The sequence below is a fragment of the Streptomyces malaysiensis subsp. malaysiensis genome (assembly GCF_040653035.1).
GTDB classification, from domain to species: Bacteria; Actinomycetota; Actinomycetes; order Streptomycetales; family Streptomycetaceae; genus Streptomyces; species Streptomyces malaysiensis.
The window spans coordinates 222,859-243,479 of the sequence record NZ_JBEZNG010000017.1 but is presented as its reverse complement, the minus strand read 5'-3'; the positions used below and the strand labels follow the sequence as shown (position 1 = coordinate 243,479).

Here is a 20,621-nt window from a genome sequence, read left to right as displayed (position 1 = left end):
GCCGTATCCACCGTCACCGCCGGACCCTCAAGACCCAACGCATACGACACCCGACCCGACATCACACTCGCCGCATTACCCGTCCCCATGAAGCCGTCGCCGCCGTCCGGCGAGTGGAGGACGAGCGACATGTAGTCCTGGCCGTTGGTGCCCGTGAACACGCCGACCTGCTGACCGCGCAGCGTCGTCGGATCGATCCCGGCCCGCTCGAACGCCTCCCACGACGTCTCCAGCAACATCCGCTGCTGCGGATCCATCGCGAGCGCCTCACGCGGCGAGATCCCGAAGAACGCGGCGTCGAAGTCCCCGGCGTCCGCCAGGAAGCCGCCCTCGCGGACATAGGTGGTGTTGTCGGTGGCCGAGTCCGGGTCGTACAGCGCCTCCAGGTCCCAGCCGCGGTCGGCCGGGAAACCGGTCACCGCGTCCTGCCCCGAGACCAGCAGCCGCCACAGCTCCTCCGGCGACCGTACGCCACCGGGGAAGCGGCAGCTCATCCCGACGATCGCGATCGGATCGTCGGCGACCGCCACCGTCGTGGACGGCACACCGGCGGCCGCCTCGGCCCCGGTGCCCGCGCTCTCGTCGCCCAGGATCTCCGTACGGAGGTGGGCGGCGAGCGCCGAGGACGACGGGTAGTCGTAGACCAGCGTGGGCGGCAGTCGCAGCCCGGTCACGGTGTTCAGCCGGTTGCGCAGCTCCACCGCGGTCAGCGAGTCGAAGCCCAGGTCCCGGAAGGCCCGGTCCGCCTCGACGGCCTCCGCGTCGGAGTGGCCCAGCACATCGGCCACGGCCGAGCGCACCAGGTCCAGCAGCATCCGCTCCCGCTCCGTCGCCGGAACCCCCGCGAGCCGCTGGGCGAGCGAGGACTCGTCCGCGCCGCCACCATTCATGGCCGTGCGAAGGCCCTCGGCCTCCAGCGCCGTACGCACCTCGGGCAGCTCGAGCAGCAGCGGGCTCGGCCGGGATGCGGTGAAGCCAGGGGCCAGCCGCTCCCAGTCGATGTCCGCGACCGTCACCGTGGTCTCGTCCAGGTCCAGGGCGCGCTGTAGCGCGGCGATGGCCAGGTCCGCCGCCATGGGCGGCACACCTGCGCGGCGCATGCGCTGCTCCAGCGCATCGTCCGCGGCCATCCCGCCCTCGGCCCACGGGCCCCAGGCCACCGAGGTGGCGGGCAGGCCGTCGGCCCGGCGGCGCTCGGCGAGCGCGTCCAGGAAGGCGTTCGCGGCGGCGTAGTTGGCCTGACCTGCGGCGCCGATCGAGCCCGCGAACGAGGAGAACAGGACGAAGGCCGTCAGGTCCAGGTCCCGCGTCAGCTCGTGCAGGTTGGCCGCCGCATCGGCCTTGGCGCGCAGAACGGAGGCGAAACGCTCGGGGGTCAGCGACTCCAGAACGCCGTCGTCCAGCACCCCGGCAGCGTGCACCACCGCCGTCAGCGGCAGTTCGGCCGGAAGCCCGGCCACCAGCGCGGCCAGCGCCTCGCGGTCGGCCGCGTCGCACGCCGCTACGGTGACCCGGGCGCCAGAGGCGGCGAGTTCGTCCCGCAGCTCGGCCGCGCCGGGGGCGTCGAGGCCACGGCGGCTGGTGAGCACCACGTGTTCGGCGCCCTTGTCGATCAGCCAGCGGGCCACATGCCCGCCCAGCGCGCCCGTACCGCCGGTCACCAGCACCGAACCCGCGCCCGGCCGCCAGTCGCGGCCACGCTCGGTCGTGGCGGCGGTCTCGGCGGCGCGGGTCAGCCGGCGGCCGAAGACACCGGAGGCGCGCACCGCCACCTGGTCCTCGCCCGCGCCACCGGCCAGCACGCCCACGAGCCGCGACAGCGCCCGGTCGTCCACCGTCTCCGGCAGATCGACCAGACCGCCCCACCGCTCGGCCAGCTCCAGGGCCGCGACCCGGCCCAGGCCCCAGACCCGCGCCTGCCACGGATCCACCGGACCGTCCGCCCGGCCGGTCGAGACCGCGCCACGCGTGGCCACCCACAGCGGAGCGTCCACGCCCACGTCGCCCAGCGCCTGTGCCAGGGCGGCCGTGCGGAGCAGCCCGTCGGCGCCCTCCGTCAGGGACGGCAGCGCGAACACCCCGGCCACCGGGGCGTCGGCGACCGCCTCGCGCAGCCATTCGGCCAGGCCCGTACGGTCCTCGGCGGTCGGCTCGACCAGCTGGACCTCGGCGCCACGTGCGGACAGCGTCCGTACGACACCCTCGGCCAACGCGCCGTCCGCTCCGCCGTCCGCCCCGCCGTCCGACGCGTCGGCCGGGGCGACGACCAGCCAGCGGCCGGTCAGCGTCCCCTCGGCGCGGGCGGCCACGGGCTTCCAGGTCACCTGGTAGCGCCAGACGTCCACAGTGGACCGCTCGCCCTGGCGGCGCCGCCACGAGGACAGCATCGGCAGGACGGCGCCCAGCGAGGAGAGCGCGTCGGCGTCCGCGTCCTCGGACTGGAGCGTCCCGGCCAGGGCCTCCAAGTCCTCGCGCTCGACGGCCTCCCAGAACCGCGCGTCCACGGAATCCATGGCCGCGACGGCCTCGCGGACCTCCTCCGGGTTCTCCACCCAGAAGCGCTGCCGCTGGAAGGCGTAGGTCGGCAGCTCGACCCCGCGGGCTCCCGTACCGGCGAAGTACGCCGACCAGTCCAGGGCGAGCCCCCGGGTGTGCAGCGCGGCGAGGGCCGCAGTCAGCGCCCCCGGCTCGGTACGTCCCTTGCGGAGCGCCGATACGAAGGCGGCGGCATCGCCGGTGACGCACTCCTGGGCCATGGCGGTGAGGACGCCGTCGGGGCCCAATTCGACGTAGCTGGTGACGCCCTGGGCCTCCAGCGTCCGCACGCCATCGAGGAAGCGCACGGCCTCCCGGACATGGCGCACCCAGAAGTCGGCGGTCGCGATCTCCTCGGCGGAGACCACGGCACCGGTCAGGTTGGACACGATCGGGATGCGCGGGGCCTCGTACGACAGGCCCTGCGCGACCTCGCGGAACGCGTCCAGCATCCCGTCCATGCGAGGCGAGTGGAAGGCGTGGCTGACCGTGAGCCGCTTGGTCTTACGACCCTGCGCCTCGAAACCGGCCGCGATCTCAAGCGCCGCGTCCTCATCACCCGCGATGACGACCGAGGTGGGACCGTTGAGCGCGGCGATCGAGACACGCTCGGTCAGCAGCGGCGCCACCTCGTCCTCCGACGCCTGCACCGCGACCATCGCGCCACCGGCGGGCAACTCCTGCATCAGACGGCCACGCGCGGCCACCAGCTTCGCCGCGTCCGCGAGCGACAACACACCCGCCACATGCGCGGCAGCAAGCTCACCGATCGAGTGCCCGGACAGGAAGTCCGCACGCAGACCCCACGCCGCGACGAGACGGAACAGCGCCACCTCGACCGCGAACAGCGCGGGCTGAGTGAACCCGGTCCGATCCAGCGCCTCGGCATCCTCTCCGAACAGCACCGTCTTCAAAGGCCGTTCCAGATGCGCGTCCAGCTCATCGCAGACCGCGTCCAACGCCTCCGCGAACACCGGGTAGGCGTCGTACAGCTCACGCCCCATCCCCAGCCGCTGACTCCCCTGCCCCGTGAACAGGAACGCCACCTTGCCGTCCGCCACCGATCCCTGGACCAGTCCCGCGGCCGACTCGCCGCGTGCCAGCGCCGCCAGGCCGGACAGCAGTCCGTCCCGGTCCTCGCCGATGACCACCGCGCGCCGCTCCAGCGCCGCCCGGCCGGTGGCCAGCGAGTAGCCGATGTCCATGGTGTTCAGCTCGGAGTGGGTGCCGAGGTGGGTGAGCAGCCGTTCGGCCTGGCCGCGCACGGCGGCCTCGGACTTGCCCGAGAGCACCCACGGCACCGTCGGCAGCTCGGCCACCGGACCGGTCGCGGGGGTCTCCTCGGCGGCCGGGAGCTGCTCGATGATCGTGTGCGCGTTCGTGCCGCTCACACCGAACGAGGAGATGGCCGCCCGGCGCGGCCGGCCGAGCTCCGGCCACGGCCGGGCCTCGGTCAGCAGCTCGATATCGCCCGCCGACCAGTCCACATGCGGGGTGGGCTCGTCGATGTGCAGCGTCTGCGGAAGCACCCCGTGGCGCATCGCCATGATCATCTTGATGATGCCCGCGACACCCGAGGCGGCCTGCGTGTGGCCGATGTTGGACTTCAGCGAGCCGAGCCACAGCGGCTGCCCCTCGGGCCGGTTGCGGCCGTAGGTGGCGAGCAGGGCCTGGGCCTCGATCGGGTCGCCCAGCGTCGTGCCCGTGCCGTGTGCCTCCACCACATCGACATCGGCGGTGGTGAGCCGGGCGCTGGTGAGCGCTTCGCGGATGACGCGCTGCTGGGACGGGCCGTTGGGCGCGGTCAGACCGTTGGAGGCGCCGTCCTGGTTGATGGCGGAGCCGCGCACGACCGCCAGCACCCGGTGGCCGTTGCGCCGCGCGTCCGAGAGCCGCTCGACGAGCAGCATGCCCGCGCCCTCGGCCCAGCCGGTGCCGTCCGCCGAGGCCGCGAAGGACTTGCAGCGGCCGTCGGTGGACAGACCCTGCTGGCGGCTGAAGTCGATGAACGTGTCCGGGGTGGCCATCACGGTCACACCACCGGCCAGCGCCATCGAGCACTCGCCGTTGCGCAGCGCCTGCGCCGCCAGATGCAGCGCCACCAGCGACGACGAACACGCCGTGTCGATGGTGACCGCCGGGCCTTCGAGCCCGAAGGTGTACGCCACCCGGCCCGAGGCGATGCTGCCCGCGCCGCCCGTGCCGAGGTAGCCCTCGAGCCCCTCGGGGACGGCGGTCAGCCGGGTCAGATAGTCGTGGTACATGACGCCCGCGAAGACACCGGTCCTGCTGCCGCGTACGGCCGCCGGGTCGATGCCCGCGCGCTCGAACGCCTCCCACGACGTCTCCAGCAGCAGCCGCTGCTGCGGGTCCATCGCCATGGCCTCGCGCGGGTTGATCCCGAAGAAGTCCGAGTCGAAGTCGGCGGCGTCGTGCAGGAAGCCGCCCTCGCGGGTGTAGCTGGTGCCCACCTGGTCGGGGTCGTCGCTGTAGAGCGCGTCGAGGTCCCAGCCACGGTCGACGGGGAACTCGGAGACGGCGTCGGTGGCGCCGACGACGAGCTGCCACAGCTCCTCGGGGGTGGTGACCCCGCCCGGGTAGCGGCAGCTCATACCGACGATGGCGATCGGCTCGTCCTCGGTGACGGCCGCCACCGGGACCGGGGTGTGCACCTCCGCCGACTCCTCGCCCACCAGCTCGGTCCGCAGATGGCGGGCCAGGACCTGCGGGTCCGGATAGTCGAAGATGAGCGTCGCGGGCAGCCGCAGCCCGGTGACCGTGTTGAGCTGGTTGCGCAGCTCCACGGCGGTCAGCGAGTCGAAGCCAAGCTCCTTGAACGCCCGGCCGGAACCGATGGTCTCCGCACCCGCGTAACCGAGGACGGTGGCCACCTGCGCCCGGACCAGATCCAGCAGCAGCCGCTCCTGCTCGGGCTCGGACAGCCCGGCGAGCCGCCCGGCAAGACCGGTCTCACCACCCGCCGCGACCGCGTCCACCGCGCGCCGCGCCGGGCCCCGCACCAGGCCGCGCAGCAGCGGCGAGATCGCGGGCTGGTTGCGCAGCGCCGCGAGGTCAAGGCGCATCGGCACCAGGGACGCCTCGTCGACGGTCAGCGCGGCGTCGAAGAGCCGCAGCCCCTCCGCCACCGGCAGCGGGGGCACTCCGGCCCGCCGCATCCTGGTGATGTCGGCCTCGTCCAGGGTGTCGCCCATACCGCCACCGGCCCACAGGCCCCACGCCAGCGCGGTGGCCGACAGGCCCTGCGCGGCACGATGCTGGGCGAGCGCGTCCAGGAAGACGTTGGCGGCGGCGTAGTTGCCCTGCCCCGGGCCGCCGAACACACCGGCGGCCGAGGAGAAGAGCAGGAATGCCGACAGGTCGAGGTCGCGGGTGAGCTCGTGGAGGTTCCACGCCGCGTCCACCTTCGGACGCATGACGTGGTCGACGCGCTCAGGTGTCAGCGAGCCGATCACACCGTCGTCCAGCACACCGGCCGTGTGAACGACCGCCGTCAGCGGATGTTCGGCGGGGACGGTGGCGAGGGTCGCGGCGAGCGCGTCCCGGTCCGCTACATCGCACGCCGACCAGTGCACGGTAGCGCCCAACTCGGTCAGTTCTGCGGCGAGTTCGGTCGCGCCCTCCGCCTGGTCGCCGCGGCGGCTCACCAGCAGCAGATGCCTGACGCCACGCTCCGCCACCAGATGGCGGGCGAACAGGCCGCCCAGCGAACCGGACGCACCGGTCACCAGCACCGTGCCGTCCGGGTTCCACTCCGGCGGCTCGCTTTCGGCCGCCGAGGCGGCGCGGGCCAGGCGTGGCGTCTTGAGGACGCCCTGTCGCACCGCGACCTCGGCCTCGCCGCTGGCGAGCGCCGTGGACAACGCGGACAACGCGGGCAGCGCGGGCAGCGCGGCCTGTGAGTCGTCGCCGTCGACGTCGATCAGGAGGAGCCTGTCCGGGTTTTCGGACTGCGCCGAGCGGAGCAGACCGCGGACGGCGGCGCCCGCCAGGTCCGTCACCGGCTCACCGGCCTCGGTGGCCACGGCGCCCGAGGTCAGCAGGACCAGGCGGGAGTTGGTGAAGCGGTCGTCGGCCAGCCAGGTCTGGAGGAGGTGGAGGGCTTGGGTGGTGGCGTCGTGTGCGGCTTGGGTGGGGTTTTCCCCTATCCCGCCCCTTCCCCCAACTTGGGGCTCCGCCCCAAGACCCCGGTCCTCAAGCGCCGGACGGGCTGGGGATGCCGCACCCGGGCCTTCAAGTGCCGCGCCGTCCGCGTGCGGGTGCGGACGCCCTTCGGGCGTGTCCTCAATCGCCGGACGGGCTTGATTTGCCGCACCCGGGCGGGCTTGATTTGCCAGCTGCACCACTACGTAGTCCGGCAGCGCCGCTCCCGAATCGACGGCCTCGCCCAGCGCCGCCAAGTCCGCGTACGCCGTGGCGCCCAGCCCGTACGCGTCCGTGCCCAGCACTGCCCACTGGGCATCGACCGCGGCGTCCACCAGCCCAGCCGTCGTCCACTCCACGCGGTACAGCGACTCGTGGTAGGCCGTCCGTGCGCTCTGGAGCCGCTCGGCCGAAACCGGGCGGAGCACCAGCGAGTCCACGGCCGCGACCGGCGCGCCGGTGGCGTCCGCGATCTCCAGCCGGACGCCGTCGCCGCCCACGGCGGCCATCCGCACCCGCAGCGTGGCCGCGCCACTCGCGTACAGCGACACGCCGGTCCAGGCGAACGGCAGCCGCCCCTCGTGCTCGGTGCCGCCGAGCCCGGCCAGGCCGAGCGCGTGCAGCGCGGCGTCCAGCAGCGCGGGGTGCAGCCCGAACGCGGCGGCCTCCTCGGCCGTCCCCTCGTCCAGCGCCACCTCGGCGAACACCTCGCCACCGCGCCGCCACGCCCTGCGCAGCCCCTGGAACGCGGGGCCGTACGCGAAACCGACGTCCCGCAGCTCGGCGTAACGGTCGCCGATCTCGACCTCGGCGGCGTCCGCCGGAGGCCATGCGCTCAGCTCGAACGACGCCTCCGGCGCACCGGCGGACGCCAGCACACCGGACGCATGCCGGGTCCACGGCTCCTCGGCCGACAGATGCTCGGCCCGGGAGTGCAGTTCCAGCGGGCGACGGCCGGTGTCATCGGCCGCGCCGACCCACAGCCGCAGCTGGACACCGCCGTCCTGGGACAGGACCAGCGGCGCTTCGAGGGTCAGCTCCTCAAGCACCTCACAGCCGACCTGGTCACCGGCCCGGACCGCCAGCTCCACGAACGCGGTGCCCGGCAGCAGCACGGTGTCCATGATCGTGTGATCGGCCAGCCACGGATGTGTGGACAGCGCCAGCCGCCCGGTGAACAACATCCCGTCCGCGCTGGGCAGTTCGGCACTGGCACCGAGCAGCGGATGCTCGGCCTCGCCCAGTCCGACCGCCGCCACGTCGCCGAGGAACAGCGACGAGACCTTCGGCCAGTAGCGCTGCCGCTGGAAGGCGTACGTGGGCAGCTCGGCCAGCTCGTCCGGCGCCAGACGGACGGCGCCGGTCCCGACGTAGAAGGCGACCCAGTCCACCGCCACCCCGCGCACATGCGCTCGGGCGACGGCCGTGGTCAGCGCCTCGGCCTCCGGACGGTCCTTGCGCAGCACGGAGACGAACGCGGCGTCGGACGCGGCGTCGGTCACACACTCCTGCGCCATCGCGGTCAGCACACCGTCGGGGCCCAGCTCGATGAACGTGGTGACGTTGCGCGCTTCGAGGGTGCGGATGCCATCGAGGAAGCGGACCGCTTCGCGGACATGGCGCACCCAGAAGTCGGCGGTCGCGATCTCCTCGGCGGAGACGACGGACCCGGTCAGGTTGGACACGATCGGGATACGCGGGGCCTCGTAGGTCAACCCCTCGGCCACCTCGCGGAACGCCTCCAGCATCCCGTCCATACGCGGCGAGTGGAACGCATGGCTGACCGTGAGCCGCTTGGTCTTACGACCCTGCGCCTCGAACGACGCGGCGATTTCAACCGCCGCATCCTCATCACCCGCGATGACCACCGACGTCGGCCCATTCAGCGCGGCAATCGACACCCGCTCGCCGAGCAGCGGCGCCACCTCGTCCTCCGACGCCTGCACCGCGACCATCGCGCCACCCGCCGGAAGCTCCTGCATCAACCGCCCACGCGCCGCCACCAACCGGCACGCATCCGCCAGCGAAAGCACACCCGCTACATGCGCGGCGGCAAGCTCACCGATCGAGTGGCCGGACAGGAAGTCCGCACGCAGACCCCACGCCTCCACCAACCGGAACAACGCCACCTCAACCGCGAACAGCGCGGGCTGAGTGAACCCCGTCCGATCCAGTACAGCCGCGTCCTCCCCGAACAACACCGTCTTCAACGGCCGTTCCAGATGCGCGTCCAGCTCATCGCAGACCGCGTCCAGCGCCTCCGCGAAGGCCGGGTACGCGTAGTACAGCTCACGGCCCATACCGAGCCGCTGGCTGCCCTGGCCGGTGAACAGGAACGCCACCCGGCCACCGGCCACCGACCCCTGAACGAGCCCGGCCGCCTGGCGGCCCTCCGCGAGCGCCGCCAGGCCGGACAGCAGCCCGTCCCGGTCCTCGGCGACCAGCGCCGCGCGCTCCTCGAACGCCGAGCGGCCGACGGCGAGCGCGTAGCCGAGGTCGGCCGGGCGGAGGTCGGCCCGTGCGGTCAGGTGGCCGTGCAGCTGCTCGGCCTGGGCGCGCAGCCCGTCCGCCGTCCGGGCGGAGAGCAGCACCGGCAGGGCGGCCCCGCCCTCGTCGGCGGCCTCGACGGTGTCAGCCGCCGGGGCCTCTTCCAGGACGGCGTGGGCGTTGGTGCCGCTGAAGCCGAACGAGGAGATGCCCGCGCGACGCGGATGGCCGGTCTCCGGCCAGTCCCGCGCCTCGGTCAGCAGCTCGATGTCCCCCGCCGACCAGTCGACATGCGGGGTGGGCTGGTCCACGTGCAGCGTCCGCGGGAGCACCCCGTGGCGCATGGCGAGGACCATCTTCATGATGCCCGCGACACCGGCCGCGGCCTGTGTGTGGCCGATGTTGGACTTGATGGAGCCGAGCAGCAGCGGCTGCCCCTCCGCCCGGTCCCGGCCGTACGTGGCGAGCAGCGCCTGCGCCTCGATCGGGTCGCCAAGCCGGGTGCCGGTGCCGTGGGCCTCGACCGCGTCCACCTCGGACGGGGCCAGACCGGCACCTGCCAGCGCCTGACGGATGACGCGCTGCTGCGACGGACCGTTCGGCGCCGTCAGACCGTTGCTCGCACCGTCCTGGTTGACGGCCGTGCCGCGTACGAGCGCGAGCACCGGGTGGCCGTTGCGCCGTGCGTCCGACAGCCGCTCCACGAGCAGCATGCCCACGCCCTCGCCCCAGCCGGTGCCGTCCGCCTCGGCCGCGAACGCCTTGATCCGGCCGTCCTCGGCGAGTCCACGCTGCCGGCTGAAGTCCACGAACACACCGGGCGTCGACATCACGGTGACACCACCCGCGAGCGCGATCGAGCACTCACCGCCGCGCAGCGCCTGGATCGCCGAGTGGAGGGCGACCAGCGAGGAGGAGCAGGCGGTGTCGATGGTGACCGCCGGGCCTTCGAGTCCGAAGGTGTACGCGAGTCGGCCCGAGATCACGCTGGCCGCGTTGCCCGTGCCCATATGGCCTTCGAGTCCCTGCGAGTCGCCCAGCAGCAGGGAGAGGTAGTCCTGGCCGTTGGTGCCGACGAAGACACCGGCGGTGGAGCCGCGCAGCGTCCCCGGGTCGATGCCCGCGCGCTCGAACGCCTCCCAGGATGTCTCCAGCAGCAGCCGCTGCTGCGGGTCCATGGCCAGGGCCTCACGCGGCGAGATCCCGAAGAACGCCGGGTCGAAGTCGGCCGCGTCGTGCAGGAAGCCGCCTTCGCGGACGTACGAGGTGCCCTCGACGTCCGGGTCCGGGTTGTAGAGCGTCCGGAGGTCCCAGCCACGGTCGGCGGGCATGTCCGAGATGACGTCCGTACCGGACACCAGCAGCCGCCACAGCTCCTCGGGGGTGCGGACACCGCCCGGGAAGCGGCAGCTCATCGCGACGATCGCGATCGGATCGTCGCCGTCCGCCGCGCCCGCCACCGGCGAGGCGCCGCCCGTGGCCACCGCCTGCCCGCCGAGCAGCTCGGCGAAGAGGTGGTCGGCGAGGGCGAGCGGCGTCGGGTAGTCGTAGATGAGGGTCGCGGGGAGCCGCAGATCGGTGGCGGCGTTGAGGCCGTTGCGCAGTTCGACGGCGGTGAGGGAGTCGAAGCCGATCTCACGGAAGGCCCGTTCGGCGCTGATGTCGGACACATCGGCGTGGCCGAGCACCTCCGCGACATGGGTCCGTACGAGGTCGAGCAGCGCCCGGTGGCGCTCCGCCTCGGGCAGGCCGAGGAGCCGCCGCGCAAGCGCGGAGGCCGTCTCGACGACCGCGGCCTCGCCCGCCGCGGTGGCGGCGGACCGTGCGGCGGCCTGGCGCACCTCGGGCAGGTCGGCGAGCAGGGGGCTGGGACGGCCCGCGGTGAAGCCCGCGGCGAACCGGTCCCATTCGACATCCGCCACGGTCACGGCCGCGTCGCCCAGATCGAGGGCGCGCTGGAGGGCGTCGATCGCGAGATCGGCGTCCATCGGCGGCATCCCGGCGCGGCGCATGCGCTGCTCCAGCGCCTCGTCGGCGGCCATGCCGCCCGCGGCCCACGGGCCCCAGGCGATCGAGGTGGCGGGCAGGCCCTCGGCGTGCCGCCGTTCGGCGAGCGCGTCCAGGAAGGCGTTCGCGGCGGCGTAGTTGGCCTGGCCCGCGGCACCCACGGTGCCGCTGGTCGAGGAGAACAGCACGAACGCGGACAGGTCGAGATCGCGCGTCAGCTCGTCCAGCGCGAGCGCGGCATCGGCCTTCGCACGCAGAACGGAGGCGAAACGCTCGGGGGTCAGCGACTCCAGAACGCCGTCGTCCAGCACCCCGGCCGCATGCACCACCGCCGTCAGCGGGAACTCGGCGGGGAGGTCGGCCAGCAGCCCGGCCAGGGCCTCCCGGTCGGCCACATCGCAGGCGGCGACGGTGATCCGGGCGCCGGATGCGGCGAGTTCATCGCGCAGCTCGGCCGCGCCCGGGGCGTCGAGCCCCCGGCGGCCGGCCAGCACCACATGCTCGGCGCCGCTGTCGATCAGCCAACGGGCCACCTGGCCACCCAGCGCGCCCGTACCGCCCGTCACCAGCACCGTGCCGTGGGCGCGCCAGCCCTCGGACTCCGCCACCTGCCGCGCGGTCGCCCGCGCCAGCCGGCGGCCGAACACACCGGAGGCGCGGACGGCGATCTGGTCCTCGTCCCCGGCCCCGGCGAGCACCACCGCGAGCCTTGCGAGCACCCGGTCGGTCATGGTCTCGGGGAGGTCGATGAGACCGCCCCAGCGGTCGGGCAGCTCCAGCGCCGCCACCCGGCCCAGGCCCCAGACCTGGGCGCGGGCGGGGTCCACCAGCTCGCCCGGACGCCCCGTGGAGACGGCGCCACGGGTGGCGCACCACAGCGGCGCGTCGATCGCGGCGTCGCCCATGGCCTGCACAAGGGCGGCCGTGGGCAGCAGCGCTTCGGCGTCGTCCCCGGTGGCCAGCAGCGAGAGCACACCGGCCACGGCGCCGCCGTCGGCCGCCGTGCGCAGCCGCTCGGCGATGGCCGCGCGGTCCCCGTCGGCCAGGTCGAGCCGCCGTACCTCGGCGCCCCGCTCGGTCAGCGTACGGACGACACCGTCCGCCCACACGTCGGCGGCGGCCTCCCCGGCGGGGGTGACGACGAGCCACACCCCGGACAGCCGGGCGGCGGAGCCCAGCGACAGCGGCTTCCACGCCACCTGGTACCGCCAGCCGTCGACACCCGCGGCGGCCAGGCTCGCCACCGGCTCCTCGGGCCAGTAGCGGCGGTGCTGGAAGGCGTAGGTCGGCAGGTCGACGCGGTGTGCGCCGGTCCCGGCGAAGTACGCGGCCCAGTCCGGCGCCACACCACGGACGTACGCGCGGGCCACGGCCGTGGTCAGCGCCTCGGCCTCGGGGCGGTCCTTGCGCAGCGCGGCGGCGAACGCGGCGTTGCCACCGGTCACACACTCCTGGGCCATGGCGGTGAGCACACCGTCGGGGCCCAGCTCGAGGTAGGTGGTGACGCCCTGGGCCTCCAGCGTCCGGACGCCATCGAGGAAGCGGACGGCCTCGCGGACGTGGCGCACCCAGAAGTCGGCGGTCGTGATCTCCTCGGCGGAGACGACGGTCCCGGTCAGGTTGGAGACGATCGGAATCCGCGGAGCGTCGTACGTCAGCCCCTCCGCAACCTCGCGGTACGCGTCCAACATCCCGTCCATGCGGGGTGAGTGGAAGGCGTGGCTGACCGTGAGCCGCTTGGTCTTACGGCCCCGCGCCTCGAAACCGGCCGCGATCTCCAGAGCCGCGTCCTCGTCACCCGCGATGACCACGGAGGTGGGTCCGTTGAGCGCGGCGATCGACACCCGGTCGGTCAGCAGCGGCAGTACCTCGTCCTCCGCCGCCTGCACCGCGATCATCGCGCCACCCGCCGGAAGCTCCTGCATCAGACGGCCACGCGCGGCCACCAACTTCGCCGCGTCCGCGAGCGACAGCACACCCGCCACATGCGCGGCGGCAAGCTCACCGATCGAGTGTCCGGAAAGGTAGTCGGCCTTCAGATCCCACGTCTCGACAAGACGGAACAGCGCCACCTCGATCGCGAACAAAGCGGGCTGGGTGAACCCGGTCCGGTCCAGCGCCTCCGCATCGTCCCCGAACACCACCGTCTTCAAGGGTCGTTCGAGATGCGCGTCCAGCTCGGCGCACACCGCGTCCAGCGCCTCCGCGAACACCGGGAAGGCGTCATACAGCTCACGCCCCATCCCCAGCCGCTGACTCCCCTGCCCCGTGAACAGGAACGCCGTCTCACCCTCGGCGACCGTCCCCTCGACAAGACCCGGCGCGGACTCACCCCGCGCCAGCGCGTCGAGGCCGCGCAGCAGGTCATCCCTGTCGTCGGCGACCAGCACCGCGCGGTGGTCGAGTGCGGCGCGGCCGGTGGCCAGGGTGTGGGCGACGTCGGCCGGTTCGAGGTCGGGCCGCGCGGTCAGATGGGCGTACAGCCGCTCGGCCTGGGCCCGCAGGGCGTCGGCGCCCTTGGCGGAGAGCGCGTACGGCAGCACACCGGCCCCATCGCGCTCGGCCCCGTCGCGCCCGGCCCCATCGCGCCCGGCCTCGGCCACCGCCGGTTCGGCCGTGGTGGCGGGGGCCTGCTCGATGATGGTGTGCGCGTTGGTGCCGCTGATGCCGAACGAGGACACCGCGGCCCGGCGAGCGCGGCCGGTATCCGGCCACTCCACGCGCTCCGTCAGCAGCGCGATATCACCGGTCGTCCAGTCGACGTGCGGCGACGGCTCGTCCACATGCAGCGTCCGCGGCAGCACACCGTGCCGCATCGCCATCACCATCTTGATGATTCCGGCGACACCGGCCGCCGCCTGGGCGTGGCCGATGTTGGACTTGATGGAGCCGAGCCACAGCGGCCGCTCCGCGTCCCGGTCCTGGCCGTAGGTGGCCAGCAGAGCCTGCGCCTCGATCGGGTCGCCCAGCGTCGTACCCGTGCCATGCGCCTCGACCGCGTCCACATCGCCGCTGGTCAGCCCGGCGCTGGCCAGCGCCTTGCGGATGACGCGCTGCTGGGACGGGCCGTTCGGCGCCGTCAGACCGTTGGACGCACCGTCCTGGTTGACGGCCGAGCCGCGCACCACGGCCAGCACCTGGTGGCCGTTGCGGCGGGCGTCCGACAGCCGCTCCACGAGCAGCATGGCCACGCCCTCGCCCCAACCGGTGCCGTCCGCACCCGCCGCGAACGCCTTGCAGCGGCCATCGGCGGCCAGACCGCCCTGGCGGCCGAACTCGGCGAAGTGGCCGGGCGTCGTCATCACGGTGACACCGCCCGCGAGCGCCATCGTGCACTCGCCCTGGCGCAGCGCCTGGATCGCCCAGTGCAGCGCCACCAGCGACGACGAGCACGCCGTGTCGACGGTGACCGCCGGGCCCTCAAGACCCAGGGCGTAGGCGATACGGCCGGACATGACGCTGCCCGCGTTGCCCGTCATCACATGGCCCGCGACCTCGGCACCGGCCTGCTCCAGGCCCGCGTCGTAGCCGCTGTAGGCCGCGCCCACGAACACGCCGACCGAGCGGCCGCGCAGCGCGTCCGGGTCGATCCCGGCCCGCTCGAACACCTCCCAGGACGTCTCCAGCAGCAGCCGCTGCTGCGGGTCCATGGCCAGGGCCTCACGCGGCGAGATCCCGAAGAAGGCCGCGTCGAAGAGGTCCGCGTCGTGCAGGAAGCCACCGGCGCGGGCGTACTCGGACGGGGCCTCGTCGCCGTCCGCCGCCCACTGGCTCTCCCAGTTGCGGTTGACGGGGAATCCGGTGATGGCGTCCGAGCCGGTGGCCACGAGCTGCCACAGGTCCTCGGGCGAGCGGACGTCGCCGGGGTAGCGGCAGCCCATCCCGACGATCGCGATCGGGTCGTCGGCCAGCGATGCGGTGGTGGCGGGGAGCGCCGGGTCCGCCTGCTCGGCCTCGGCCCCGGCCCCGTCGATGTCCGGGCCGAGGAGTTCGGCGCGCAGATGGTCGGCGAGGACGGTGGGGTTCGGATGGTCGAAGACGATCGTGCTGGGCAGCTTGAGCCCGGTGGCAGCGGAGAGCCGGTTGCGCAGTTCGACAGCGGTGAGCGAGTCGAAGCCCAGCTCCTTGAAGGCGCGGCGGGCCTCGATGGCGTCGGCGGAGGCGTGGCCGAGGGCCGTGGCCACATGGCCGCGGACGAGCTCAAGCAGCGTACGGCGGCGCTCGTTCGGGGAGAGCGCGCGCAGCCGCTGGGCCAGGGAAGAACCGGCGCCGAGCGCGCCCGCGGCGGTGCGCCGGCCGGTGGTCCGGATCAGCCCGCGCAGCAGCGCGGGGACCGGGCCGGAACCGGCGGCGGAGCGCAGCGCGGCGAGGTCGAGACGGGCCGGGATCAGCAGGGTCCGGCCGGTGCGGCGGGCGGCGTCGAAGAGCGCCATGCCCTCGTCGTCGCCGAGGGCGCCCATGCCGCTGCGGGCCAGCCGCAGCAGATCGGTCTCGGTCAGATCGCCGGTGATACCGCCGGGCTGGGCCCACAGCCCCCACACCAGCGAGGTGGCGGGCAGACCCGCCGCGTGGCGGTGTGCGGCGAGGGCGTCGAGGAAGACGTTGGCGGCCGCGTAGTTGGCCTGGCCCGCGCCGCCCAGTGTGCCCGCGATGGCGGAGAACAGCACGAACGCGGACAGGTCGAGATCGCGGGTCAGCCCGTGCAGATTCCACGCCGCGTCCACCTTCGGCCGCAGCACCCGCTCCAGCTGCTCGGGCGTCAGGGCGGCGGCCGTGGCGTCGTCCAGCACACCGGCGGTGTGCACGACGGCCGTCAGCGGATGCTCGGCCGGAATGGCGGCCAGGGTCGCGGCGAGCGCGTCGCGGTCCGCGGCGTCGCAGGCGGCGAGAGTGATCTCGGCGCCGCGCTCGCGGAGTTCGGCGGCCAGCTCGGTGGCGCCATCGGCGTCCGCGCCACGGCGGCTGGTCAGCAGCAGATGGCGTACGCCGTGCTCGGCGACCAGGTGGCGGGCGAGCAGCCGGCCCAGGGCGCCGGTGCCGCCGGTGATGAGCACGGTGCCGTCGGCGTCGAACGCGGTCGCGGCGGGCCGGGAGTTGGCGTTCGGAGCCGGGGCCGAACCGGAGCCCGCGGCCGGGGCGGTGGCGCGGGTCAGTCGGGGGGCGAGGGCGCGGCCCGCGCGCAGGGCGAGTTCCGGCTCGCCGGTGGCCAGTGCGTCGGAGAGCGCGTCGGCGAAGGTACCGGGGACCTCGGCGGCGCCAGCGGTCCCAGCGGCCTCGGCGGCCCCGACGCCCCCGGCGGCTTCAGCCGCCCCAGCTGCCTCGGCGGCCTCGTCTACGTCCAGGAGGACGAAACGGCCGGGGTTCTCGGTTTCGGCGGAGCGCACCAGACCCCACAGGGGCGCATGCACCAGGTCGGTAACGCCCTCCTCCGCGTCGGCGGCCATCGCGCCCCGGGTGACGATCACCAAGCGCGCGTCGCCGAACCGCTCATCGGCCAGCCAGCCCTGCACCAGGGCCAGCGCACACCGCGCCGCCCGGTGCGCGGCCTCGGCCACACCCTCGTCCGACCCGCCGGATACGGGCGTGGAGGATACGGGCGCGAAGGACGCGAGGACGAGCTCGGGGGCGGCGGTTTCGCCCGCCTCGACGGACGCGCCCAGCGCGGCCAGATCGGGCGCGGAGGTGGCGGCCACTCCGGCCGTGACCAGCCCGAACGGGTCGTCGCCCAGGACGATGCGGCGGGTGGCGGCGTCCGGACCGGCGGAAGCGGTCTGCGGGGCCACCCAGTCCAGCTGGAACAGGCTCCGCCGCGCCACGTCCGCGTCACCCGCGAGGTCGTCCGGGAGCGGACGGCAGCGCAGCGCGTCAACGGCGGCGACCGGCTCGCCCGTGGCGTCGGCGAGCGCCACGCTCACCGTGTCGGCTCCGGCGGGCGCGATCCGTACGCGCAGCGCGGACGCGCCCTCCGCGTACAGCGAGACGCCCTGCCAGACATCGGTCAGCCGGGCTCCCTCACGGCCGTGGAGGGCGTGCAGGGCGGCGTCCAGCAGCGCCGGGTGCACGGCGAACTCCTCGGCGCCCGGCTTGGCGTCGTCGTCCAGCCGGACCTCGGCGAAGAGCTCGTCCCCGCGCCGCCAAGCTGCCGTGACCCCCTGGAACAGCGGGCCGTACCGCAGCCCTGCCTCGGCCAGCCGGGCGTAGAGCGCCTCGGCCTCGATGACCTCGGCGGCGGTCGGCGGCCACTGGGCCAGGTCGAACGACGGGCCGGGGGCACCGGAGGCCAGCACACCACCGGCGTTCCGCAGCCACACCGTGTCGGCGGCGGCGTCCTCCGCGCGGGAGGAGACGGTGAACGAGCGGCGCCCGTCCCCGTCCGGCGCGCCGACCGTGACCTGAAGCCGGACGCCACCGCGTGCGGGCAGCACCAGCGGGGCGTGCAGGGTCAGCTCGTCGAGCAGATCACAGCCGACCTGGTCACCGGCGCGAACGGCGAGTTCCACGAACGCCGAACCCGGCACCACCACCGCGTCCCGGACCGTGTGCTCGGCCAGCCACGGATGGGTGTCCGGACCCAGCCGCCCGGTGAACACCAGCCCATCGGACTCCGCCAGCGGCACCGCCGCGCCGAGCAGCGGATGGCCCGCCAACTCCAGCCCCACGGAAGCCACATCACCCACGGAGGCCGCACCCGGCTCCAGCCAGAACCGCTCCCGCTGGAAGGCGTACGTCGGCAGGTCGACGCCGTGCGCACCGGTCCCGGCGAAGTACGCGGCCCAGTCCGGGGCCACACCACGGACATGCGCGCGGGCGACGGCCGTGGTCAGCGCCTCGGCCTCGGGGCGGTCCTTGCGCAGCGCGGCGATGAACCCCGCGTCCTCGCCGGTCACACAGTCCTGGGCCATGGCGGTGAGCACACCGTCGGGGCCCAGCTCGATGAACGTGGAGACGTTCTGCGCCTCAAGAGTCCGCACACCGTCGAGGAAACGCACGGCCTCGCGGACATGGCGCACCCAGAAGTCGGCAGTCGTGATCTCCTCGGCGGACACCACACCACCGGTCAGATTCGACACGATGGGAATACGCGGGGCCTCGTAGGTGAGCCCCTCGGCCACCTCGCGGAACGCGTCCAACATGCCGTCCATACGCGGCGAGTGGAACGCATGGCTTACGGTGAGCCGCTTGGTCTTACGACCCTGCGCCTCGAAGCCCGCCGCAATCGCGACAGCCGCGTCCTCGTCACCCGCGATGACCACCGACATCGGCCCGTTGAGCGCGGCAATGCTGACCCGCTCGGTCAGCAGCGGCGCCACCTCGTCCTCCGACGCCTGCACCGCGATCATCGCGCCACCCGCCGGAAGCTCCTGCATCAAACGGCCACGCGCCGCCACCAACTTCGCCGCGTCCGCCAGCGACAACACACCCGCCACATGCGCGGCGGCAAGCTCACCAATCGAATGCCCCGAAAGGAAGTCCGCCTTCAGACCCCACGCCTCGACAAGGCGGAACAGCGCCACCTCAACCGCGAACAACGCGGGCTGGGTGAAGCCGGTCCGATCCAGCGCTTCGGCGTCGCTCCCGAACAGCACATCCCGCAGCGGCCGCTCCAGATGGGCGTCCAGCTCCGCACACGCCGCGTCCAGCGCCTCGGCGAACACCGGAAAGGCGTCATACAGCTCACGCCCCATCCCCAGCCGCTGACTCCCCTGCCCCGTGAACAGGAACGCCACCTTGCCACCGGCCACCGAGCCCTCGACAAGACCCGGCGCGGACTCATCCCGCGCCAGCGCACCCAGCCCCGTCAGCAGCCCCGCGCGGTCCTCGGCCACCACCACCGCACGGTGCTCGAAGGCCGCCCGGCTCGTCGCCAGCGCGTACCCCACATCGACCGGGCGCAGTTCGTCGTGGGCCTCCACATGCGCGATCAGCCGCTCGGCCTGGGCGCGCAGCGCGGCGGCGCCCCGGCCCGAGAGCACCCACGGCAGCACGGCCGGAGTCACGGCGGGGGCCGCGGAAGTCTCCGCCGGTTCGCTCTCCGGCGCCTGCTCGATGATGGTGTGGACGTTGGTGCCGCTCACGCCGAAGGACGAGACACCGGCCCGGCGCGGCCCGCCGGTCTCGGGCCACGGCCGCGCCTCGGTCAGCAGGGACACCTCGCCCGCCGACCAGTCGACATGCGGGGTGGGCTCGTCCACGTGCAGCGTCCGCGGCAGCACACCGTGCCGCATCGCCATGACCATCTTGATGACGCCGCCGATACCGGCGACGTTCTGGGTGTGGCCGATGTTCGACTTCAGCGAGCCGAGCCACAGCGGCCGCCCCTCCGGCCGCTCCTGGCCGTAGGTGGAGATCAGGGCCTGCGCCTCGATGGGGTCGCCCAGCGTGGTGCCCGTGCCATGGGCCTCCACCGCGTCCACGTCGGCGGGGGTGAGCCGGGCGTTCTCCAGGGCCTGGCGGATGACGCGCCGCTGCGAGGGGCCGTTCGGCGCCGTCAGGCCGTTCGACGCGCCGTCCTGGTTGACGGCCGAGCCACGGACGATGGCCAGCACCGGGTGGCCGTTGCGCCGTGCGTCCGACAGCCGCTCGACCAGCAGCACGGCGACGCCCTCTGACCAGCCGGTGCCGTCCGCCGAGGCCGCGAAGGACTTGCAGCGGCCGTCGGCGGAGAGCCCGCGCTGACGGCTGAACTCCACGAACACATCGGGGGAGGACAGCACGGTCGCGCCCGCCGCCAGCGCGAGCGAGCACTCGCTCTGCCGCAGCGCCTGGACGGCCAGGTGCAGCGCGACCGAGGAGGACGAGCAGGCGGTGTCGATGGTGGCCGCCGGGCCCTCGAGCCCGAAGGCGTACGAGAGCCGCCCGGACGCGACGCTGGAGGCGGTGCCGGTGAGCAGATGGCCCTCGACACCCTCCGGCAGGTCGTACTCCCCCGCCCCGTACGCCTGTGTGGACGCGCCCACGAAGACACCCGTGCGCGAGCCCCGCGCCGACGCCGGGTCGATCCCGGCCCGCTCGAACGCCTCCCACGAGGTCTCCAGCAGCAGCCGCTGCTGCGGGTCCATCGCGAGCGCCTCACGCGGCGAGATCCCGAAGAAGCCCGGGTCGAAGCGGCTCGCGTCGTACAGGAAGCCGCCCCCGCGGGCGTAGAACGTGCCCTCGCGCTCCGGGTCCGGGTCGTACAGCGACTCGATGTCCCAGCCGCGGTCGGTGGGGAAGCCGGAGATGGCGTCCTGGCCGTCCGCCACGAGCCGCCACAGCTCCTCGGGGCTGCCGACGCCGCCGGGGAACCGGCAGCTCATGCCGACGATCGCGATCGGTTCCCGGGACGCGTCGGTGAGCTGCTGGTTCTGTTTCCGCAGCCGCTCGGTTTCCTTCAGCGAGGCCCGCAGCGCGTCAACGAGCTTTTCGTTGGGGGTTGTCATCGTGTACTCCGT

Annotated in this window: 1 protein-coding gene; it reads right to left on the bottom strand. The window is 73.7% G+C overall.

All coding sequences use genetic code 11. The features are described 5' to 3' along the window. Window positions 1-20,609 (bottom strand): type I polyketide synthase (locus AB0E24_RS29875; protein ID WP_359381573.1); only part of this gene is annotated, 20,609 nt, incomplete at its 3' end. Between the last annotated feature and the right edge of the window lie 12 nt (window positions 20,610-20,621).